13 protein-coding genes are annotated in these 23,500 nt (G+C 58.9%); 6 read left to right on the top strand and 7 right to left on the bottom strand.

Features of this window, described 5'->3' with window-relative positions; all coding sequences use genetic code 11:
- Nucleotides 1-252: 252 nt before the first annotated feature.
- The 3 genes from RMV17_RS01615 to RMV17_RS01605 form a co-directional block, all read right to left on the bottom strand.
- Nucleotides 253-1,617, bottom strand: a complete 1,365-nt coding sequence (locus RMV17_RS01615; RefSeq protein WP_311885070.1) for a DUF3999 domain-containing protein — start codon at nucleotides 1,615-1,617, stop codon at nucleotides 253-255.
- Nucleotides 1,614-5,198 carry a DUF2339 domain-containing protein gene (locus RMV17_RS01610; RefSeq protein ID WP_311885068.1) on the bottom strand — a complete coding sequence of 1,195 codons (3,585 nt, stop codon included), beginning with the start codon at nucleotides 5,196-5,198 and terminating at the stop codon, nucleotides 1,614-1,616. Before RMV17_RS01610 ends, RMV17_RS01615 begins: the two co-directional genes overlap by 4 nt.
- Before the next feature lie 254 nt (nucleotides 5,199-5,452).
- Nucleotides 5,453-7,903: a glycogen/starch/alpha-glucan phosphorylase gene (locus tag RMV17_RS01605; RefSeq protein ID WP_034153001.1), complete on the bottom strand. Its 2,451-nt coding sequence runs from the start codon at nucleotides 7,901-7,903 to the stop codon at nucleotides 5,453-5,455.
- Nucleotides 7,904-8,162: 259 nt separating this feature from the next.
- Between RMV17_RS01605 and RMV17_RS01600 the strand changes: the two genes are divergently transcribed.
- Nucleotides 8,163-8,600 (top strand): YkgJ family cysteine cluster protein, encoded by a 438-nt coding sequence (locus RMV17_RS01600; RefSeq protein WP_016985748.1) that lies wholly within the window; start codon nucleotides 8,163-8,165, stop codon nucleotides 8,598-8,600.
- 316 nt (nucleotides 8,601-8,916) lie between these two features.
- Here RMV17_RS01600 and typA read toward each other — a convergent pair whose 3' ends face one another.
- Together typA and thiI are read right to left on the bottom strand one after the other, a co-directional pair.
- Entirely contained in the window at nucleotides 8,917-10,737 is a 1,821-nt protein-coding gene (typA, locus tag RMV17_RS01595) for a translational GTPase TypA (protein ID WP_311885064.1), read from the bottom strand.
- A 139-nt stretch (nucleotides 10,738-10,876) separates the two neighbouring features.
- Complete coding sequence (gene thiI / locus RMV17_RS01590) at nucleotides 10,877-12,331, bottom strand: tRNA uracil 4-sulfurtransferase ThiI (protein WP_034153004.1); 1,455 nt, start codon at nucleotides 12,329-12,331, stop codon at nucleotides 10,877-10,879.
- Nucleotides 12,332-12,659: 328 nt separating this feature from the next.
- On the opposite strand from thiI, the gene glnA reads away from it, so the two are divergent.
- The 5 genes from glnA to ntrC all read left to right on the top strand — a co-directional run bounded on the left by glnA (nucleotide 12,660) and on the right by ntrC (nucleotide 18,236).
- The gene (gene glnA, locus RMV17_RS01585) at nucleotides 12,660-14,066 is read left to right on the top strand and encodes a type I glutamate--ammonia ligase (protein WP_007909254.1); all 1,407 of its coding nucleotides are present in this window, start codon (nucleotides 12,660-12,662) and stop codon (nucleotides 14,064-14,066) included.
- 287 nt (nucleotides 14,067-14,353) lie between these two features.
- Nucleotides 14,354-14,866 (top strand): DUF4124 domain-containing protein, encoded by a 513-nt coding sequence (locus RMV17_RS01580; RefSeq protein WP_311885061.1) that lies wholly within the window; start codon nucleotides 14,354-14,356, stop codon nucleotides 14,864-14,866.
- Complete coding sequence (locus RMV17_RS01575) at nucleotides 14,863-15,486, top strand: DUF4124 domain-containing protein (RefSeq protein WP_311885059.1); 624 nt, start codon at nucleotides 14,863-14,865, stop codon at nucleotides 15,484-15,486. The genes RMV17_RS01580 and RMV17_RS01575 overlap by 4 nt, the downstream gene beginning before the upstream one ends.
- Nucleotides 15,487-15,717: 231 nt before the next feature.
- A complete protein-coding gene (glnL, locus tag RMV17_RS01570) occupies nucleotides 15,718-16,803 on the top strand; it encodes a nitrogen regulation protein NR(II) (RefSeq protein ID WP_064117045.1) in 1,086 nt (361 codons plus the stop codon).
- Nucleotides 16,800-18,236, top strand: a complete 1,437-nt coding sequence (gene ntrC, locus RMV17_RS01565; protein ID WP_007909238.1) for a nitrogen regulation protein NR(I) — start codon at nucleotides 16,800-16,802, stop codon at nucleotides 18,234-18,236. The genes glnL and ntrC overlap by 4 nt, the downstream gene beginning before the upstream one ends.
- 652 nt (nucleotides 18,237-18,888) lie before the next feature.
- Here ntrC and RMV17_RS01560 read toward each other — a convergent pair.
- Both RMV17_RS01560 and RMV17_RS01555 read right to left on the bottom strand, forming a co-directional pair.
- Nucleotides 18,889-21,354 carry a hypothetical protein gene (locus RMV17_RS01560; protein ID WP_311885055.1) on the bottom strand — a complete coding sequence of 822 codons (2,466 nt, stop codon included), beginning with the start codon at nucleotides 21,352-21,354 and terminating at the stop codon, nucleotides 18,889-18,891.
- Nucleotides 21,355-21,473: 119 nt separating this feature from the next.
- Nucleotides 21,474-23,465, bottom strand: coding sequence for a leucine-rich repeat domain-containing protein (locus RMV17_RS01555; RefSeq protein WP_311885053.1), 1,992 nt, complete (start codon nucleotides 23,463-23,465; stop codon nucleotides 21,474-21,476).
- Nucleotides 23,466-23,500: the final 35 nt, after the last annotated feature.

The following is a 23,500-nucleotide window of genomic DNA, read 5'->3' as shown; positions in this document are numbered from 1 at the left end:
GCGTTGGGGTGTAATTGCCTGTATGAGACGTGATTGTCGGGGGAGAGTTCAGGTAGCGGGTTTAGCGTAGTCCGGTTCGGGACGGATGGTGGTTGAGTGATAGCGGCAGGTTGAGGATTTTTGTTGATTGATCGGCCGTCATCGCTGGCAAGCCAGCTCCCACAAGGACTTCGGTCGTTCATCTATTTTGTGTACACCAAATAACCTGTGGGAGCTGGCTTGCCAGCGAATGGCGAGCAGCGCCAGCCATTCTCAGGTGTTGGTCGGCGGCTTGCGCAACAAGCTGAACGCCATCGCACCGAGAAAAACCACACTGAGCAACAACACCGCCCACAAGCCGATTTTCTTCCAATTGGTCTCAGCCACTGCCGCCGTGGTAGCCGGCGAAGTCTGCGTGCTCACCGCCTCCCCCTGAACCACAGCCTTACCCAACGCCGCCAGCTTCTCCGGTTTGAAATCCGGGATCAGCGTCGCCAGAGGCAAGTTCGCCGTTTTTACAGTCGGATTACCCAGCGCCAGACTGTAAGGCCCCTCCCCGCGCGCAAGGAAAATCACCTGTGTCGCCCGCACCGCGTACTTCACGCTTGGCGCCTGCTCGCCCAGACCACCGCCGCGCTCATCCACCGTCAGCTTCAACTGCTGCACGGTCTGCCCGTAGAGCTGCAATTCGTTCTGCACCACGTCCTGACCATTCTGGGTCAGGCGATACAGCAAACCGCTGCTCAGGGCCTGCCATGGCAAGCTGCTTTCGCGGCGTCCCGCCAATGTCACCGGCGCCAGACTGTTCGGCTGCTTCAACTCGACCTGGACCCGCTCGACGTTCAACCCCATCGGCAGCTGCCAGGTGTATTCACCGGCCTTGGTGCTGCTGCCGGCCAATGCCTGTGACCAGACCAACGGCAGCGGCACATTGCGCGGATCACTGCTTTTCAATTGTGCCGCGGTCAGGATCGGCGCCGAATTCGGCGACTCCCATAACAACCGCACATAACGCGCCGACTGCCCCGGCAGTGGCACTTCGTGCTGCTCGATGCGTTCATCGGAAAAGGTCAGCCGTGCCACCTGCCCCTCGCCCCACGCTTGCCAGTGTTGCAGGTCATCGCTGGCTTCGATGCTGAAGCGCTGGAAGCCGTCGCGTTCGCTGGTCCAGTCGAGGATCAACTGCTGCAACGGCGCCTTGATCGCGCTGGCATCGAGCAGCCAGCCTCGCAGCACTTCTTCACCCGCCTCCAACTGGCTGGACGGTTGTACTTCGACCAGCGTGCCGTTGGTGGTCGATTGCACGCGCACGTTCGGCGCGCGTTCGCTGGCGTCGGCGGCGTTGTACAGCGGGAACCACTTAACCTCGTGCAACTGGCCGTCGTCGCGGGTCTGCGCCGACTCGCGTGCCAAAGCGTAAGCCTGCGGTTCGCCGGCAGCGTTGAACACCCGCAGATCACTGAGATCGGTCTGGCGCGCCTGCAATTGCACGCTCAGCGGCAATTCGAGGCGATACCACGGGCCGTTGCCACTGACTGCCAACGGCACCTGCGTGGCGAAGTCCGCCGGTTTTTCCTGGGCACCGGCCACCATCACCACGCCCAACGCCAACCAACACAGATTTCCCATGCGACTCAAGATGAAACTCCTTCGGTGTTCGGGGCCGGTTTGTCCGCCGCTGGTTCAACGTCTAGGCGTTTTGGCGGCAGCGGCGCGAAATAGCCAACGACCAGCAGCAACACGCCGACGCCAATAAACGAGACGATCCGGGCGAGGCCACCACGGTTGCTCAGTTCGACAAAAATCAGTTTGGCCACCACCAGCGCAATCAGCGCCGCGCCGATCAGCCAGACCTCGCGGCGATGGCGCAGGTGGCCGCCGATCATCAGCCCGAGCGCCATCAGCGTCCAGACGATCGACAAACCGGCCTGCACCAGCATCGAGGCGAGCAGCGTATCCAGCTCGAACGGGATCCCGGCCCAATGGTGCGCGGCGCGGGTAACCATCGCTGTGCAGAAGGCGAACAGCGAAACTCCGGCGATCAATTGCGTGCCGTAATCGGCGTAGTCCTGACGGATCGACAACTGCGAAATCGCACTGCGCGACCAGACATAGACGCCGAACAAAGCGAACAGCAGGCCCAGCTCCAGCGGGTTGAGCAGCGGCACGTAGGGCAACGGTTCAGCATTGCCATCGCTGACACCATTCGCCAGCCAGAACCACGCCAGCATCAACACCGCCAACGGCGCGGCGGCATACAAACGGTATTCGCGGGCAAACGCGGCGACCGGCCATGGCCAAGTGCGCGGTGCCGCCGCCAGCAACAGATAAACGCTCGGCAGAATCGCCCAGCCCAGCCAGCGCCAGGCGTTGTATTGCTCGGACAACAGCAGCAGACCGTAGCGCAACTCCAGCGCCAGCACACCGATCAGCAGCCAGCAGCCGAGCACATGCGCCGTGCTCAAGGCGCGCGCCGGCAGCATCGGTGCCAAACGTCGCAGGCTGAAGAAATGCACGGCGAACACGGCTGCCCACGCCAGCCAACCGAAATCGGCTGCCGGGTGATAACGCGAATGCCAGGCAGCAAGCAACACCAGACCCGCCGCCGGAATCAGCAAGGTGCAGAGCAAGCCCAGCGCCGGCCATTTCAAACGTAGCGAGAACACAGTCCACAACGCCACGCTTACGGCTGCAACCAACAGCAACAACGAGCCTTGCAGACTCGGCACGGCAAAACGCAGCACTTCACTGACCCACGCCAGCGCCCACCAACCGGCGCCCCACACCAGCAAGACTTCGGACAAACGCTGCAAACTCAACGCGTCGAATGCCGAAGCGTGATTGCCCAGTTGCAGGCGCCAGGCACCGATCATCGCCGCCAGCCCCAGCACCAGCGGCGTCCAGAATCCACCGTGGGCCAACGGCTTCAGGCCTTCGCTGGACAGCGGCCCGAGCAGCTCCGGCCCGGCCAGCAAGAACGCCGCGCCGCCAATCACCTGCAATAGCAGGCCGAAGACAAAACTCACGCGTTGCTTGAGGTACAGACTCAGCCAGATGATCAGCAAACCACTCGCCGCCCACACCGCGCTCGCCGTTTGCCACGGCAGGACAAACAACACCGCGAGATTGATCAACACCAACCCGGCCAGCAACACTACCGACAGCCCGCGCAGCAGACGCACATCACCGCGCACCATCTCATCGCGTGCCGCCAACAGCATGCCGGCGATCAGCGCCAGACCGATCAACGAAGCGCTGAGCAAACCGCTCCACCCCGCACTGAACACCGCCGCCGAATCTTCGCCCGCGCCTTGCAGGCGCAACAAGAACAGCGCGCCGCCGAGCAACTGCACGGCAAACGCGCTGAACAGGAACGTACGCGATTGAATCCGCAGACCGACAAACAACGTCACCAAACCGGCCAACGCCCAACTGATCGCCGTGGCCTGAACGAAGAAGAACAGCGGCGCCAGTAGATAGAGGAATGTCAAACCCAGACACGCCAGCACCGGCAAACCTTGACGTTCCCAGGGCGCGGCTTGTTCCGGCGAAGCCTTGCGCAATTGGTAGAAACTGAACAGCAACGCGAGGCCGAGCATCAAAGCGCCCAACGGCGCACCGTCGAGCAAACTGCTCTCGCCAAAGCGCAACTGACTGAGAAATGCCAACGCCGAACCCAATTGCAGCAGCAAGGCAAAGGCCCGGGCGAACGGTCGATGCTGACGTAGACCGAGCCAGAAAATCCCCGCACCTTCCACCGCCCATGCCGCCGACGTCCAGCGCGCATCGAGACCCAACGGAATCGCCAGACTGGCAAAAATCACCCCGAGCGCCAGACAGGTTTCGCCCAGCAGCACCGCACGGCCGCCCATCAATACCCTGGCCAGTGCCATGTAGATCATGCCCAGTGCGAGCGCACTGAACGCGGCGGCAAATTCCAGATGCTGCACCAGCGCAAACTGCAAACCGAAGCCAATAATCGGCGGGCCGAAGAGCATGGTGCCGTCAACGTAATCGCCCTTGCGTGCTGACCACTGCAACAACGCTTCGCGGTCGTCATTTGCCGGCGCATCAGGCATGTCGCGCAACTTGCGCCGCGCAAACAGCAGGCCGATAGCGAGGTACATCAGGAAGAACAGAATCAGGAACGGCTCGGTGCTCCACAACAGCTCCGGCGCATACGAACGCAGGCCCCAGGCGAAGCCGATACCGAAGGTGCCGACAAAACCGATCAGGTTGAGCAGGCGCCAGGCCTTGAACCAGGCGATGGCGAGAATGCCGGCGTTGAGCAGTGCAAAATAACTGAACAGCGCGACATGGTTACCGGCACCGGTCGAGGTCAGGATCGGTGCAGCGAATCCGCCCAGTGCGGCCACAGCGGCGAGCGCCAGCGAGTCTTGGGTGATTGCCAGAATCGCCGAAAAGACTGTCACCGCGACCAGCAATCCCAGCGCGGCAGACGGATCGAGCAACGGATGCAGGCGCATCGCCGCAAACACCGTCAGGTACAGCACCGCAATCCCGGTGCCTTGCAGCATCAACGCGTAACTGCTGTTGCGCCGCCGCAGCCACCAGCCCAGCGCGAGCAAGCCCAACGCAGCTGCCGCAACACCGGCGTAGCGCACCTCGATCGGCACGACCATGCCTTCGGTGGCGTAGCGCAGCAGGAACGCCAGACCGAAGAACAGCAACACAACACCGACGCGCAGTACGGTGTTACCGCCGAACAACCAGTTGCGCGCGGCGCTGATGCCGCGCTCGATGAGGTTCGGGCCACGGGGTTCGGCAGGTTGTTGCGGTTCAGGCGTGACGGCGTCAAGGCGCCAGACATCAGCGGGCAGCGGTTGACTGGTTTCACTGGCGACGGCGGCAATCGGTTCGAGTTCGGGCGGCAGTTCCCAGACCAGTTCGGGGGCCGGGGCTTCTTCGGCGACTTTGACGGGTTCTGCGACGGGCTCGGTAACCGGCGCCGCACTCGGTGGAGGGGCAGCATGAAGGCGCGCGCCCTCCAGCAAAAACAGACGTTGCTCGACACCCTGCAAAGCGACTTTCGCCTGCTCAAGTTGCTGCTGTTGCGCCGTCGCCAGCGAGCCAAGCCGAGCGATGCGGATCGTTTGCCCGATCGCCAGCCCCAGCAGCGCGCCCAACAAAGCCGCGCTGAACGACTCGTCAAGCAGCCAGCCGAGCACCAGCCCGATCAACATGAACATCCATTGCATGGTCGATATCCCTAAGCAGCCCCAAGACGGGGCGAGTCCGGCGATTGCTTCAGTCTAGGCACAAACCCTGTGGGAGCGAGCCTGCTCGCGAAAGCGGTTTGTCAGCCAACATTTCTGTTTAACATGACAACCGCTTCGCGAGCAGGCTCGCTCCCACATTGGATCGGTGGTGACTGGAGCAGCCGGTAACCGGCGCTCAGTATATCGATGTGGCCCAACAAACGTTGGGCCTTGCGCACATTTGTTGTGGAAAGTTACTCCAACGCTTTCCAGATATCCGTGGCGTACTCGCGAATCGTCCGGTCCGAAGAGAACCAGCCCATCCGCGCCGTGTTGAGCACCGCCGAACGCCACCAGTTGTTGGAATCGTGCCAATGCGCTTCAACGCGTTTTTGCGCTTCCCAGTAGGAATCGAAGTCGGCGCAGACCAGGAAGCGGTCGTAATCCACCAGCGAATCGATCAGCCCGGTATAGCGCGAGGTGTCATCCGGCGAGAACACCCCACTGCGGATCGCTTGCAGCACATCGTTCAAACGATGCGACGCGGCAATGTCCGGCAACGCGCTGAACTCGTGGTTCTGCTTGCGCGCCTCGACCTGCTGGGCGCTGAGGCCGAAGATGAACATGTGCTCCGCACCGATGCGCTCGCACATCTCGACGTTGGCACCGTCCAGCGTGCCGATGGTCAGCGCGCCGTTGAGGCCGAACTTCATGTTACTGGTGCCCGACGCCTCGAACCCGGCAGTGGAAATCTGCTCGGACAAGTCCGCCGCCGGAATGATGCTCTCCGCCAGACTGACGTTGTAGTTGGGCAGAAACACTACTTTGAGCAGGCCGCGCACGGTCGGGTCGTTGTTCACCACACGGGCGATATCGTTGGTCAGCTTGATGATCAGCTTGGCCTGGTGATAACTCGCCGCCGCTTTGCCGGCGAAGATTTTCACCCGTGGCACCCAGTCGACTTCCGGCTCGGCGCGAATCGCCTGATACAGCGCCACGGTGTGCATCAGGTTGAGCAACTGGCGTTTGTATTCGTGGATGCGTTTGACCTGCACATCGAACATCGCCGCCGGATTGACCGCGATACCCAAACGTTCATGAATCAGATAGGCCAGGGCTTTTTTGCTGTGCAGGCGTTGTTCGGCGAAGGCTTTGCGGAACGCGGTTTTCTCGGCGAAAGGCTCGAGATCGAGCAGTCGCTCTTCGGGGTTATCCAGCAAATCCGGCCCTAGCGCATCGACCAGCATCGAGGTCAGTTCGGAGTTGGCCTGATATAGCCAGCGGCGGAAGGTAATGCCGTTGGTTTTGTTGTTGATCCGCTCCGGGTACAGCTTGTGCAGTTCGGCGAACACGGTTTTTCGCATCAGTTGCGTGTGTAAGCCAGACACGCCGTTGACACTGTGCGAACCGAGGAATGCGAGGTTGCCCATGCGCACGCGACGACCGTTGTCTTCTTCGATCAGCGACACCGCACGGAGCACGTCGAAATCGTGGATGCCCTTGGCGCGCAGCGAATCGATGTGCTGAGCGTTGATCAGGTAAATGATCTGCATGTGTCGCGGCAGCATGCGCTCCATCAAACCCACGGGCCAGGTTTCCAGCGCTTCCGGCAGCAGCGTGTGGTTGGTGTACGACAGCGTGTCGACGGTCACTTGCCACGCCGCATCCCACGCGACGTCGTAGACGTCGACCAGTTGCCGCATCAGCTCGGCGACGGCAATCGAAGGGTGCGTATCATTGAGCTGGATCGCCGCGTGATCACCAAGGGTCAGCACCGAGGTGTGCATGTTGCGGTGACGACGCAGCAAATCCTGCAGCGAGGCCGCGACGAAAAAGTATTCCTGGCGCAGGCGCAGCTCTTGCCCTGCTTCAGTGCTGTCCGCCGGGTAGAGCACGCGGGAGATACTTTCGGCCCGGGCCACTTCGGCGACGGCGCCCAAGTGGTCACCGGCGTTGAAGCGCTCCAGGTGCAAATCTTCCATGGCGCGGGCACGCCAGAGGCGCAGTGTATTGACGCTCGCCCCGCGCCAGCCAACCACCGGCGTGTCATAAGCGATCGCGCGGACGGTTTCTGCCGGCGACCAGACCTGTTTGGATTTACCACTGACATCGGTGACGGTTTCGACGCTGCCGCCGAAGCCGATGGAGTAGACGACCTCTGGCCGCTCGAACTCCCACGGGTTGCCGAAATCCAGCCAGTGCTCGGTCTGCTCCTGCTGCCAGCCGTCGACGATGGCCTGGCGGAACAAGCCGTGCTCATACCGAATGCCATAACCATGGCCGGCGATACCGAGGGTCGACATGCTTTCCATGAAGCACGCCGCCAGACGACCAAGGCCGCCGTTGCCAAGCGCAGCATCGGGCTCCAGCAAACGAATGCGCTCCAGATCGACACCGAGTTCGGTCAACGCTTCACGGGCGACGTCGAGCAAGCCAAGATTGCTCAAGCTGTCGTAGAGCAAACGGCCGATAAGAAATTCCAGCGAGAGGTAATACACCCGCTTCTGGCCTTTGCGGTAGATCTGCCGGGTGTGGTCCATCCAGTGCTCGACCATGTGATCACGCGCCGCGAGGGCGATGGCTTCGAACCAGTCATGGTCGAACGCGTGATCGGGGTCTTTGCCCACCGCATAGGTGAGTTTGGTCAGGACGGCGTCGCGGAATGCGGCCACCTCTGCTTCGCGAACTAGTGGTTCTTGAGTCATCAATAGGACCTCGAGCGAGCGGGAATTGTCTGAGCCTAGACGGTCTGACCGACGGTGAGGGCTCTGGTTCGGCAGTATTTCCTGAGACTGTGAGATAGCCCGGCATTACCTTGTCGAGTGAGCTAATGAATGCAGGGGCCGTGCCGAATTGTCCGGCAATGTGCCTGCACGCAGAAAAAATCTGGCGAAAGGTTGTTCAAAAATCCACCAGTCCCGGTATGATCGCGCGCCCTGATGCACACACGCCTGGTAACTCCCGATGATGAAGCCCAACCTGATTGCCGCCGCCGAGATCGATCGTCTCGATACGTGGGCAAAATACTCAGCCCCGATGTGCGGTTCCTGCGTGTCCAGCTGCTGCACGCTGCCGGTCGAGGTGAAGATCAAGGATCTGGTGCGCATCGGTGTGGTCGACGAGTTCGAACTGGGCGATCCGCCAAAGAACATCGCCAAGCGTCTGCAAAAGGAAGGCTTGGTTGAGCGTTTCAATCAGAAGTCCGGCATCTTTACCCTGCAGCGCATGAGCAACAACGATTGCTACTACCTGGATCGTAAGAGCCGCTTGTGCACCATTTATGACAAGCGCCCGGATACCTGCCGCAATCACCCGAAGATCGGGCCGCGGCCGGGGTATTGCGCTTACAAGCCGAAAGAAGTTGAGCGCGTGCAGAATTTCCGCGCGATCGAGAAGTTTTAAAAGCTTACCCTCATCGGAACGCCGCCCGCCCAGCCCTCTCCCGGAGGGAGAGGGAGCCGACCGAAGTGTCTTGCGCCTGACATCGACCTGAAAAATATAGTCGATTATAGATTCGGTACAGCCCCACCAAATCGATTATGGATTCAGCAGAATTCTTTCAAGTCGATGCATCTCATGAATATCCCACGGTCAGTCCCCTCTCCCTCCGGGAGAGGGCTAGGGTGAGGGGCTTTTCAGCTTCAACACACTTCCCCCAGACAAACAAAAACGCCCCCGGTCTCGCGACCGGGGGCGTTTTTTTCAAGCTCGGGCTAAATTACACCTTGGCTTTCTTGGCAGCGCGGGTACGCTCGCTTTCGTCCAGGATCTTCTTGCGAAGACGGATGGACTTAGGAGTCACTTCGCACAGCTCGTCTTCCTGGATGTATTCCAGAGCCTGTTCCAGGGTGAAGCGAACAGGTGGTACCAGAGCGATGGTTTCGTCTTTACCCGAAGCACGCATGTTGTCGAGCTTCTTGCCCTTGGTAGGGTTAACGCCCAGGTCGTTGTCGCGGCTGTTCTGACCAACGATTTGACCGTTGTAGATCTCCTGGCCGTGTTCTACGAACAGCTTGCCACGAGCCTGCAGGGTTTCCAGCGAGTAGGTCAGTGCCTTACCGGTTTCAACCGAAACCAGAACGCCGTTCTGACGGCCGGACATGTGGCCCGACTTGACGGTGTCGTAGCGATCGAAGATCGAGGTCAGGATGCCAGCACCGTTGGTCAGGGTCAGGAACTGGTTACGGAAACCGATCAGACCGCGAGCAGGGATGTTGTATTCCAGACGAACACGGCCCTTGCCATCAGGAACCATGTTGCTCAGGTCGCCTTTACGCAGACCCATCTCTTCCATGACCTTGCCCTGAGCTTCTTCAGGGATGTCGATGGTGACGTTTTCGAACGGTTCTTGTTTAACGCCGTTCACTTCACGAATGATTACTTCAGGACGGCCCAGGGCCAGCTCGAAGCCTTCGCGACGCATGGTTTCGATCAGTACCGAGAGGTGCAGCTCACCACGGCCGGAAACCTTGAACTTGTCAGCGGTGTCGCCTTCTTCAACGCGCAGTGCAACGTTGTACAACAGCTCTTTGTCCAGACGGTCCTTGATGTTACGGGACGTCACGAACTTGCCTTCTTTACCGCAGAATGGCGAGTCGTTTACCTGGAAGGTCATCGAAACGGTTGGCTCGTCAACGGTCAGAGGCTTCATCGCCTCGACAGTGTCCGGGTGGCACAGGGTGTCGGAGATGAACAGCGAGTCCATACCGCTGATGCAAACGATATCGCCTGCTGCAGCTTCTTCAACGTCGATGCGGTGCAGACCGTGGTGACCCATCAGTTTCAGGATACGGCCGTTACGGCGCTTGCCGTCGGCACCGATCGCCACAACCGGGGTGTTCGGCTTGACGCGGCCACGAGCGATACGGCCAACGCCGATAACACCCAGGAAGCTGTTGTAGTCCAGAGCGGAGATCTGCATCTGGAACGCGCCGTCACGGTCAACAGCCGGAGGCGGAACGTGGTCGACTACCGCTTGGTACAGCGGAGTCATGTCTTCCGCCATGGCGGTGTGATCCAGACCGGCAATGCCGTTCAGGGCCGAAGCGTAAACAACCTGGAAGTCCAGTTGTTCTTCGGTTGCACCGAGGTTGTCGAACAGGTCGAAGATCTGGTCCAGAACCCAGTCCGGACGCGCGCCTGGACGGTCAACCTTGTTGATCACCACGATTGGACGCAGGCCGGCTTCGAAAGCCTTCTTGGTCACGAAACGGGTTTGCGGCATAGGGCCGTCTTGAGCGTCAACCAGCAGCAGAACGGAGTCAACCATCGACATTACGCGTTCAACTTCGCCACCGAAGTCGGCGTGGCCCGGGGTGTCCACGATGTTGATGTGGTAGCCGTTCCAGTTGATGGCGGTGTTTTTCGCCAGAATGGTAATACCGCGCTCTTTTTCCTGGTCGTTGGAGTCCATCACGCGCTCGTCGTTGAGCTCGTTGCGCTCCAGAGTGCCGGATTGACGCAGGAGTTTGTCTACCAGGGTGGTTTTACCATGGTCAACGTGGGCAATGATGGCGATGTTGCGTAGATTTTCGATCACTTGTGTATCTCGATCAGAGGATTCGGTTTGCTGACAAGTCTTGGCAGCGATTAGCAGTAGTGTCCGGCATGGCCGTTACAGCTTGACGGCGGTGTCGGGGGGCCGGTGACGCAGGCCACAGGCAAACAGCCCCGGGCACTTAGCTCGGTCGATAAACGCGCACATTGGCATGCCCCTCACTGAGCAAATGGTGAGCATGCAGGCGACTCATCACGCCTTTGTCGCAATACAGCAGGTACTGGCGAGTCGGATCCAGCTCCTTGAAACGAGCGTTCACTGCGTAGAACGGCATCGTCTGTACTTCTACGCCAGCGAGTTCCAGCGGCTCATCCTCGGCGGCATCCGGGTGACGGATGTCGATCACGATCTGGCCTGCCAGTGCTTCGCTGACTTCTTCAATCTGTACGTCCTGGCCCAATTCGTCGATTACCCGATCGATTGGCACCAGTTTGGCGTTTTCGAGCGCACGCTCGAGGACTGCCATGTCGAATTCTTTCTCTTCGTGTTCAACGCGACCGCGTTTGGCGGCGGTCTTCGGGTTGACCGAAATGACCCCACAGTATTCCGGCATGTGCCGGGCGAAATCGGCCGTGCCGATCTCGTTGGCGGTGTCGATGATGTCCTGCTTGTGCGCCACGATCAGCGGACGCAGGACCAGCTTGTCGGTCACGCAGTCGATCACCGACAGGTTCGGCAGCGTCTGGCTCGACACCTGGGAGATCGCCTCGCCAGTGACCAGCGCCTCGATCTGCAGGCGATCGGCGATGTTGGAGGCCGCGCGCAACATCATACGCTTCAATACGACGCCCATATGACTGTTATCGACTTTGCCGAGAATTTCACCCAGCACTTCTTCGAACGGAACACTGACAAATAGCACGCGTTGCGAGCTGCCGTACTTCTTCCAGATGAAATGCGCGACTTCCATCACGCCCAATTCGTGGGCACGACCGCCAAGATTGAAGAAGCAGAAGTGCGTCATCAGGCCGCGACGAATGATCTGGTAGGCGGCAACGGTCGAGTCAAAGCCGCCGGACATCAATACCAGCGTCTGCTCGAGGGCGCCGAGCGGGTAACCGCCGATGCCGTTGTGCTGGCTGTGGATGACAAACAACCGTTTGTCGCGAACTTCAATACGGACTTCGATTTCCGGCGCTTTCAGGTCGATACCGGCGGCACCGCACTCACGGCGCAGCTTGCTGCCGACGTATTTTTCGACATCCATCGAGCTGAACGTGTGCTTGCCCGCGCGCTTGCAGCGCACCGAAAAAATCTTCCCGGCCAGCGCATCACCGTAGTGCTGTTTGCACTTTTCGGTGATGTCGTCGAAGTCGCCCAGCGGGTACTCGTCGATCTGCAGAAAGTGCGCGATGCCCGGCATGCAGGTCAGGCGCTCACCCATCTCTTTCAAGGCTTTGGCGTCGGTAACGCGGGTTTCCAGCTCGAGATTGTCCCACACACCGTTCACCACCACGGCCGGGTCCAGGTCGCGGAGCACGGTGCGGATGTTCTTGGCCAACTGGCGGATGAACTTCGTCCGGACAGGTCGGCTTTTGATGGTGATCTCGGGGAAGACTTTTACGATTAGTTTCATGAAAACAGCGCGCGAACGGCCAGCCGAAAAAGGGGGGCGCGGATTATAGCGGAAATTGCTCAAGGTTTAACCAGTTAATGTGCAGAAGGTTTTGCACGCACCAAAACAGGTCATTTTCGAATCAAGACGCTACATTAGAGGGCGAGATTTCCAGCGATCAGGCGTTTGAAGCCTTTATAAGCGTGAATTTGGGGCAAAAAACCCATGCTGGGGCACTGGCATGCAATTTGCTCCCTTGTGAGGCAGGTTGCCTTGGCAGAGTATTCGCGCCGGCATCACCCAAATTCAAGGGCATCCACTACCAAGCCCGAAGCCACCCGGAGGACATATGTCGAAGACGGTTCAACTCATCAAAGATCATGACGTCAAGTGGATTGATCTGCGCTTCACGGACACCAAAGGCACTCAGCACCACGTGACCATGCCGGCTCGCGATGCGCTGGATGAAGACTTCTTCGAAGTCGGCAAGATGTTCGACGGTTCCTCCATCGCTGGCTGGAAAGGCATCGAAGCCTCCGACATGATCCTGATGCCGGTTGACGAAACTGCCGTTCTCGACCCTTTCACCGAAGACGCCACTCTGATCCTGGTGTGCGACATCATCGAACCTTCGAGCATGCAAGGCTACGACCGCGACCCACGTGCGATCGCCAAGCGTGCCGAAGAACACCTGAAAGCCACCGGTATCGGTGACACCGTGTTCGCCGGTCCAGAGCCAGAATTCTTCATCTTTGACTCGGTGAAATTCAAGTCGGACATTTCCGGCTCGATGTTCAAGATCTACTCCGAGCAAGGTTCGTGGATGTCCGACCAGGACATCGAAGGCGGCAACAAGGGTCACCGTCCAGGCGTGAAAGGCGGCTACTTCCCGGTTCCACCGTTCGACCACGACCACGAAATCCGTACCTCCATGTGCAACGCACTGGAAGAAATGGGCCTGACCGTTGAAGTTCACCACCACGAAGTGGCGACTGCCGGCCAGAACGAAATCGGCGTCAAGTTCAACACCCTGGTGAAGAAAGCCGACGAAACCCAGACCCTGAAGTACGTTGTCCACAACGTTGCTGACGCTTACGGCCGCACCGCGACCTTCATGCCGAAGCCACTGTACGGCGACAACGGTTCGGGCATGCACGTACACATGTCGATCTGGAAAGACGGCAAGAACACCTTCGCCGGTGAAGGCTATGCCGGCCTGTCCGATACCGCTCTGTACTTCATCGGCGGCATCATCAAGCACGGTAAGGCCCTGAACGGCTTCACCAACCCGGCGACCAACTCCTACAAGCGTCTGGTACCAGGCTTCGAAGCTCCGGTAATGCTGGCCTACTCGGCTCGCAACCGTTCCGCTTCGATCCGTATTCCTTACGTGTCGAGCCCGAAAGCCCGCCGTATCGAAGCACGCTTCCCGGATCCGGCTGCCAACCCGTACCTGGCCTTCGCAGCACTGCTGATGGCCGGTCTGGACGGTATCCAGAACAAGATCCACCCGGGCGACGCTGCCGACAAAAACCTGTACGACCTGCCGCCTGAAGAGGCGAAAGAGATCCCGCAAGTTTGCGGCAGCCTGAAAGAAGCCCTGGAAGAGCTGGACAAGGGCCGCGCGTTCCTGACCAAGGGCGGCGTGTTCTCCGACGACTTCATCGACGCTTACATCGCGCTGAAATCGGAAGAAGAAATCAAGGTTCGCACCTTCGTACACCCACTGGAATATGAGCTGTACTACAGCTGCTGATCCGGTAGCGCCGCGTTACGTGGCGTGAGTGAAAGAGGCCTCCTTCGGGAGGCCTTTTTTATTGCCCGCGATTTTATGGCGTCACGCAGATCCCTGTGGGAGCGAGCCTGCTCGCGAAGGCGTCGTATCAGTCGCCATCACTGCCAATGACGCACCGCATTCGCGAGCAGGCTCGCTCCCACAGGGGATTTGTGGTGTCTGAATAATCTCTGGATGTGTGCAGGGTTGGGCCAACCGTCGCGTCTGACCTATGCTGCACCCCATCGCTTTCTATCCCGGTCGATTTCATGGGTCGCACCTTTCTCTACATTCTATTGTTGATCGCCCTGCCCGCCGCCGCGCAGATCTACAAGTACACCGATGCCAATGGCAACACGGTGTACAGCGATCATTCGCCGGACGGCGTACAGGCGCAGCCCGTGGAATTGCCGCCGCTCAATCGCGTCGAGCCGCAAGCACCGAGCGCACCCCCTGCGCCCGTCAGCGACAACCGCGAACCTCAGCGCAACGCCTACGACATCCTCGAACTCGCCGGGCTGCCCACCGAAGAAGCCCTGCGCGCGAACAACGGCACCTTCATCGTCAACGTGCTGATCAAGCCGCGTCTGCAACCGCCGCATCAATTAAGGCTGGTACTCGATGACGAACCCTACGGCCAGCCAAGCAATGTGCCGATTCTGCAGTTGGTGAACGTCGATCGCGGCGAGCATCGTCTCGCCGTGCAGGTCATCGACGGTCAGATGATCATTCAACAGAGCCCGCCAGTCGCCCTCAGCGTACAACGGGTGCACACGCCATGATCCGCGCATGGCTGATCGTCGCGATGGCGATGGTGACACTGCAAGCCTCAGCCGAAGTATTCACTTACATCGATGCGCAGGGCAATCGCGTCTACACCGATCAACCGCGCGGCAACGCCAAACGCGTACCGATCGCGACCAGCAATCGCATGTCCGCCAATTCAACCGCTGCCGCACCGATCACCACCGCAAAAAAATCCCCGGAACAGCCGCTGTTCCACTACGACATGCTGCGCATTCTGGTGCCCGAACCCGATGCAACCATTCGCAGCAGCGCCGGCGAAATCATCGTCAGTGTCACCAGCGAGCCGGGCCTGCAACGCGGCCACCGCTATCGCTTGCTGCTGGATGGGCAGGCCACCGGCGAACCCGGCCTGAGTCCGGTGTTCCCGCTGAACAATATTGATCGCGGCAGCCACAATCTTTCCGTCGAAATCCTCGACGCTGAAGGCAGAACAGTCGAACGCACCGCCAACCAGCCCTTCCACATGCTACGCATTTCCCTCGCGCAAAAACGCCAGGTCAAACCCTGCGTCGCCGAAGACTACGGCGTGCGCCCGGAATGCCCATTGAAAGACAAACCCGAAGAGCCGAAAAACCCCTTCCTGCGTTTCTTCTAACGCCGTTCAGCTTTGCGCACTATATTGGTGCAATAGTTTGCACCGTACCCACAACCCAACCCATTTTGGTTCGAAACTTCCCGTTCGAGCTGGCACCCTGCCACTCAAACGAGCGTCAAACGCCTGTTTCAGGCGTTGAACGCTTCTTTTCAGAGCCTTGGTTTGGTTTTTGCATTTTCCCGATACCGACGCTTGCTTGTTGCGCACGCTCCGCCCCCAAAAGAGGCTCCGATGACTATTAGCGACGCAATCCACCGTTTGCTGCTCGACAACCTGACCACCGCCACCATCCTGCTCGACGCCGAATTGCGCCTCGAGTACATGAACCCGGCGGCGGAGATGCTGCTCGCCATCAGCGGGCAGCGCAGCCATGGGCAATTCATCAGCGAGCTGTTCACCGAATCCACCGAGGCGCTGAATTCCCTGCGCCAGGCCGTGGAACAGGCGCATCCGTTTACCAAACGCGAAGCGATGCTCACCGCCCTCACCGGTCAGACGTTGACCGTGGATTACGCGGTGACGCCGATCCTCAGCAACGGCGCGACCATGCTCCTGCTGGAAGTCCATCCGCGTGACCGCTTGCTGCGGATCACCAAGGAAGAAGCGCAACTGTCCAAGCAGGAAACCAGCAAGATGCTGGTGCGCGGCCTCGCCCACGAAATCAAGAACCCGCTGGGCGGCATCCGTGGCGCCGCGCAACTGCTGGCTCGCGAGCTGCCGGAAGACAGCCTGCGCGATTACACCAACGTGATCATTGAAGAGGCCGACCGCCTGCGCAATCTGGTCGACCGCATGCTCGGCTCGAACAAGCTGCCGTCGCTGGCGATGTGCAACGTCCACGAAGTGCTCGAGCGCGTCTGCCAACTGGTTGAAGCCGAAAGCCAGGGCTGCATCACCTTGGTGCGCGATTACGACCCAAGCATTCCCGACGTGTTGATCGATCGCGAGCAAATGATTCAGGCCGTGCTGAACATTGTGCGCAACGCGATGCAGGCGATCAGCAGCCAGAACGAGCTGCGCCTGGGGCGCATCAGCCTGCGCACACGCGCAATGCGCCAGTTCACCATCGGCCACATCCGCCATCGTCTGGTAACCAAGATCGAGATCATCGACAACGGCCCGGGGATCCCGGCGGAACTTCAGGAAACCATTTTCTTTCCCATGGTCAGCGGACGCCCGGACGGTACCGGACTCGGCCTGGCCATTACCCAGAACATCATCAGCCAGCACCAGGGCCTGATCGAGTGTGACAGCCATCCAGGCCACACCACCTTCTCGATCTTTCTGCCACTGGAACAAGGAGCCACATCGACATGAGCCGTAGTGAAACCGTGTGGATCGTCGATGACGACCGTTCTATCCGTTGGGTTCTGGAAAAAGCCTTGCAGCAGGAAGGCATGACCACCCAGAGCTTCGACAGTGCTGATGGCGTGATGAGTCGTCTGGCCCGTCAGCAGCCTGACGTGATCATTTCCGACATTCGCATGCCCGGTGCCAGCGGTCTGGATTTGTTGGCGCGTATTCGCGAGCAGCATCCACGGTTGCCGGTCATCATCATGACCGCTCATTCCGATCTGGACAGCGCTGTTGCCTCGTATCAGGGCGGCGCTTTCGAATACTTGCCGAAGCCGTTCGACGTTGATGAAGCAGTGTCGCTGGTCAAACGTGCGAATCAACACGCACAGGAACAACAAGGCCTGGAAGTCGTACCAGCCTTGACTCGCACCCCGGAAATCATCGGTGAAGCGCCGGCGATGCAGGAAGTGTTTCGCGCCATCGGGCGCTTGAGCCACTCCAACATCACCGTGCTGATCAACGGCGAATCCGGCACCGGTAAAGAGCTGGTAGCCCACGCACTGCACCGCCACAGCCCGCGCGCGGCCTCGCCGTTCATCGCGCTGAACATGGCGGCAATCCCGAAAGACCTGATGGAATCCGAGCTGTTCGGCCATGAGAAAGGCGCGTTCACCGGCGCGGCGAACCTGCGTCGCGGCCGCTTTGAACAGGCTGACGGCGGCACGCTGTTCCTCGATGAAATCGGCGACATGCCAGCGGATACGCAAACCCGTTTGCTACGGGTTCTGGCCGATGGCGAGTTCTACCGCGTCGGCGGGCATGTGCCGGTGAAGGTCGATGTACGCATCATCGCCGCGACCCACCAGAATCTGGAAACCCTGGTCCACGCCGGCAAATTCCGCGAGGACTTGTTCCACCGCCTCAACGTGATCCGCATCCACATCCCGCGCCTGTCGGATCGTCGTGAAGACATCCCGACCCTGGCCAAGCACTTCCTCAGCCGCGCCGCGCAAGAATTGGCGGTGGAGCCGAAGTTGCTGAAAAGCGAGACCGAGGAATACCTGAAGAACCTGCCGTGGGGCGGCAACGTGCGTCAGCTGGAGAACACCTGCCGCTGGATCACCGTGATGGCGTCCGGGCGCGAAGTGCACATCAGCGACTTGCCGCCAGAACTGCTGAACCTGCCACAGGACTCGGCGCCGGTGACCAACTGGGAGCAGGCGCTGCGTCAGTGGGCCGATCAGGCCTTGGCGCGTGGCCAGTCGAGTCTGCTCGACAGCGCGGTGCCGGCGTTTGAGCGGATCATGATCGAGACGGCGCTGAAGCACACCGCCGGGCGGCGTCGAGATGCCGCGGTTTTGCTGGGTTGGGGGCGTAATACCCTGACGCGCAAGATCAAGGAATTGGGGATGAAGGTTGATGGTGGGGATGATGATGAGGGGGATGAGGGTTAAAACCTTGTTCGCTTGAGGGTAGTTGTGTACTCAGGATCCATCCCCCCCACCCCAGCCCTCTCCCCCCATAGGGGAGAGGGGGAAAGGGAGCCGATTTGTATGATTTTCAAGACCTGAGTTCGGCGGGGTATTGCAGGTCGGCGTAACTTGACGGGCGACCCGGTCAGTCCCCTCTCCCTATGGGCGGTCCGACGTTTCGGGAGGGTTAGGGTGAGGGCCACCGTGCACCGCATCAATGCACAATGACCCGTGATCGCGCACGGTCGTATCGCCAGAACCACTCCTGAAAACACTGAAGAACCCTTTATTCAAAAACCCGAAAGCCCCGAATTCCGGGGCTTTCGCGTTTCTCATCAGCTTTTTTGTTTCAACAGATTAAAACCTGGCACGCCCCCTGCAATAACCTTTACAGGTGATTCGATTCACCACCCGTTTCGGGGACCTTGGTACAGGCAGGCCGGGGATTCCCCTCTTTACATCGGGCTCACACCGCATCGCGACGAGCCCACCTTTTTGGGATCCTTGGTACAGGCAGGCCGGGGGTTCCCTCTTTACACCGGACCGACGCGTCACGCGAAGTCCATCCCGTTTTGGGAACCCTGATACAGGCAGGTCAGGGATTCCCGCTTTTACACCGCCTCGCAACCCAGCGTCATCCCAGCTTCGGGTGTTTAGGCAAATGATGCCGGGGCTGGTTTTGCCAATCCGGGTCAAACTTCTTTATTTCCTCTTCGAGCCTGTCCAGCATCTTTCCGGGGCTGGGTTCAGTCAACGCAATATCCCGCAAACCGTCTTGCTCACCCAGACTGACCTTTTGGAAATGTTCAAGAAAGGACCAGACGCGACGTTGCAAAAGTGCGCGTTCGACCAGAAATTCGGGCGTGCGGACCAGTTTTCTTATTTTGACCATCATCACGCTGTTTAACGGAATGGCTAGCGAGCCCCAAAGGCCGTATTTTCCTGGGTGTTGTGCCTGCGGCACATTATGTAGCCAATGATTGATCCCCAAATCAGCCTGCCAGTCTCTCAGCCAGAAATCGATGCCTGTTTGTCGACGCGCAGCAATCAGTCGTCGAAGGGAAACGGGGTCGGAAATCAGCGCGCCCTCCAGCTCAAAACCTTTTCTGAGTTCTACGGTTTCAGGGATCGATGTGATCCTGTTATAGACCAGGCTCAAACGAGTTTTGGGAATCGTGGATGTGACACCTTCCGGAAAGCGGGTTATGTAAGTGTGTCCAAGATCTACCTCCAGCAAGGCTGTCATTCCGCCGAGCGACGGCGCTACAGCAAGTCTGCTGTGCTCGAATTTCAATACCTCAAGTCGCCTCGGACCGTTCGGCAAACCAAGCCCGGCCGGCAGCTGGCTCATGTAGGTACGGGACAGATCGAGTACTCGCAACTCGGGCATGTTGGTGACGTCAGGGGCATCATGCAAATTCGGATTATGGTGCAGATCGAGCACTTGCAAACGTGACATCGAAACTGGATCAGACAACCCTTCCGGCAGACCGTATAAATCACAGGAGCGACAGCGCAGTACCCGCAACTCGCTCATACCGCGCACCGAAAGACGAGGCCAGATACTGCAGTTTGTCAGGCTCAACTCCTGCAAACGGTTCAATCGGGTGAAATGTTCAAGACCGATTGACGGTAGCCAAAGACTGGTTTCGCGTATCTCCAGAACCTTCAGCGCGGCAAGTTTATCGATTTCGCCAAGCAGGCTATTATTCTTGCCCCTGAGTCGGTGTACTTCGAGGGTTTCAATGTGGGAAAACACCGAGAATAAACCGCCCAGATTTTTCGAGGTGCTTCCTGTCAGGCCAAGAGAAACGACGGAGCTTAGTCGGGTCGAAAACACCGGCAACGCCAGGTTCCCTCGCTCCCCCAGATCCAGTTCCAGCTTGAAGCCGACCACTCGACCATCACGGTAGACTTTCTCCGCCTCCTCACCTTGCCACTTGTACAGTCGGCGCATCCTGTCACCTACAGCGAGCCGCCGACGGCGCTCCGCGCTGTCATTGCCCTTATAGGCGGTCTCCCAGGCACGGATCTCACGGCTCAGTTGGGGGAACTCAAGTTGAAGCCGCTTGAGTTCCACCTCTGCCGCACCCGTTTCGCCAAATCGCGCGATGAAGGCATCGGCATGATGATCTTTCGCGTCGGTAAAGTAGCGTTTGACCTGTGCTCGCGTGGTCGCGACAACGACCGGCGGTTGAGCGCCTGAGGGTCCCGGGTTGGCGAGCCAGGGGCGATGAAAGTTAAACGGGTTGGCGTGTGCCGGGTCATTGCGGTCCATGCCGCCCCGCAAACCCGTGAGGATAGAGACCCAGGTGTTCTGCGCGTTGCGGGTAATGGCTCGGGTTTCACCGCTGCGGCTGGCGCGATAGATGTTCGCACTGTCGGTGGCGACGGGATCCTTGGGATTGACCAGACGCCACACTTTGTATTCCGGGCGCGACGCATCAAGATCCTGCATCACCTGATACGCCTTTTCGTCGAGGACCACATAGATCTTGCCATCGTGACGCAACAGGCCGTCGCTACCGGGTTCGACACCGCTGACATCCAGCTCTGTGCGAAAGGCATGCAAGCTTGCGTCGGTCAGAGGAATGGTGTGTGCATTGAAGTCGTTGTGCGGATGCCAGAGGCCACTTTCGGTGTCACGCAGCAGCAACGGCCCGGAGGGTACTAATTCGTTTGAATGTCGAGCCCGATACTGCCCCGTGTCCGGATCCACCCCGACAAGAACGATGACGCCCTCGTGTACACTCACATACTGGCGATTTTTGTACAGCATGAAGCCTTCGCCGTCGGCACTCGGTAGCTCCGCCGATGACTTTATCTCGTAACTCTCCAGCGACGTGTATGCGACGGGAAGGTTTTCAGCCCGGAGCGACGCCTGATGAACCGTGATCGTCGGCGCCGGCAAAATTGCATCAAGATCTGCATCACTGCCAAGTGACTTGTTTTGCAACTTCGGATCATCGACACGCGTCCACGGATCCACGCCATTTCGGCCCGGCTTGACAGCATGTGCTGAATCCCCATCCGGCCTTTTAGTCGGATTGACGTGAACATCCACTCGAGTAATGCCAACAACAGGTGGTTTTCCTGGCATGTTTTTCATCCTTGAAAAAGTCGTCCCTGGCATTCACGCAAGGGACAACAGCATCGGCATCCTGCCGGTATTAATGGAGAACCAGATTTAAAGTAAGTAGCGAAGCGCTGATCCCGGAGTCAATCAAGCCTCGGACGCTTGGGCAAATGATGCTGGGGCGGGTTTTGCCGCTTTGGATCATTTTCGCGTATGTCGGCTTCCAGCCTGTCCAGCATTTTTCCGGGGCTGCGTTCATTGAGCAAAATATCGTTGAGCCGTATCCGCCCGCTAATGTCGGCATCGCTGTAATCCCTGAGAAACCACCAGACGCGACGCTCCAGAAGCGGACGCTCGGCGTGGAATTCCGGTGTCGCACTCAGGGTCCGAATCCTGATGCTAACGTCAGGGTCGAGTTCACCGACCGTGTTCCACAGTTTCCGTTTTTTACCTACATCTTCATGCACGCTTTGCAGCCAAAGGTCCGCCGACTGATCATTGCTGATTTCTCCCAGCCAAACGTCGATGCCTGTTCTTTGGCGTGCCTCTATGAGCCGCCGAAAGGAAGCCGGATCCGTTATGGGGTTGCCCATAAGATTGAGGCCCGCTCCGATTTCATAGGATTCGGGGATCGATGCAATACGGTTGTTCGCCAGATTCAACACTTTTGAGGGAATCTCGGACGTGATGCTCTCCGGAAACTTATCCAGACCGGTGTTGGAAAGATCAAGTTCCTGCAGAGCAGCCATTCCCTTGACTGAAGGCACAATAGAGAGCGGATTGTCGCCAAGTTTCAATACTTCCAGTCTCGACGGCCCGTTGTCGGCTTCAAGCCCGAAAGGGATTCGGCGTATCCCGGCGCCTGTCAGATCCAGCACACGCAACTCGGTCATCCCGGAAATGTCAGGATCCGTCAGAAACAAAATGTTCTGGTATTGAACAGACAACCGAGAGCGCACCGGGTCGGGATAAAAATTCAGCGCTGCCACATGTGTTTCACCAAGCCTCAACACCTGCAGTCTGGTCATACCCCTCACCGAAAAATCATCCTCTAAGTCACAATCCCGCAGGTTCAGTTCTCGTAAATGGGGGAGCCTCGCTAATTGCTCGGCAAAGCGCGAACCCAAATTGAATCTTGAGTAAACACGCTCATATGAGGAGTACTCGAAGGTTCCTCTGGTGATTATCTGGCTTGTTACCGTCAGACTTTCAATGTTGGGAAATTGCGCAAAAAACACCTCCGGGTTCAGCGGCGCATGACCTCTTAACGTCAGAGAAACGACTGACTTGAATTTCAATGAAAGCAGCTTATCGACAGGCCATAGTGTGAGATTGATGTCCAGCTTGAAACCGGATAGCTGTCCATCGCTATAGACTCGCTGATCAGGCTGACCTTGCCACTTGTACAATTGGCGCAGCGTGTGCCACATGCCAAAGACCTCTGTTATCCAAGAGGTCCCTGTACCGTGATTGTGATGGGTCGGCATGCTGACGTGCGCGATGCCCAGTTGCGCAAGCCCGAGCTGAATTCGCTTGAGCTCTATATCTGCCACATCCTTGTCACCAAAGCGGGCGATGAAGGCATCCGCCTCCAGATCGATCGTTTCCGGCAGGTATCTTTGGACCTGCGCTCGGGTAGTTGGCTCAATGACTTCACGCGGGTACCACAGCCCACTGTCGGCATCGCGTAACATCACCGGGCCCAGTTGCGACTCGCTTGTCCGGCGGGCCCGATACAGCCCTGTCTCCGGATCCACGCGAACAGGAACAATCTTGCGGTCGGCCACCTCAGCGTAGGTGACTCTCGGGGTAACCCTCAAGCCTTCGCTGTTGACTTCTGGAATCAACGTCTCGAGGCTGACCAAGTAATCAACGAACGACAACGGAGAGGTGGGCTGAGGAACTTCAACCGGAGCGCTGTTCAGCACCATGTCAACCGCCGGGCGGATGACGCCGAGGTCTGTAGCCCCCGATGAACCGGCTCGCGGTTGCGGATCATCGGAAAGACCTGAACCCGCTCCTCTGCGAACCGATGGGCCGGGAAGTGGAATGTCCACCTCCGCCGGTCGGGTCGGGCTGGTCGAAGCATCCACTTTCACGTGAGTGCTGCCACCGGTAGGTGGTTTTATTGGCATGTTTTTTCATCCTTGAAGAAATCACCCTTGGCATT

The sequence above is a fragment of the Pseudomonas sp. VD-NE ins genome, assembly GCF_031882575.1.
Lineage (GTDB): Bacteria > Pseudomonadota > Gammaproteobacteria > Pseudomonadales > Pseudomonadaceae > Aquipseudomonas > Aquipseudomonas fluorescens_BZ.
This window is presented reverse-complemented; position numbering and strand designations above follow the sequence as displayed.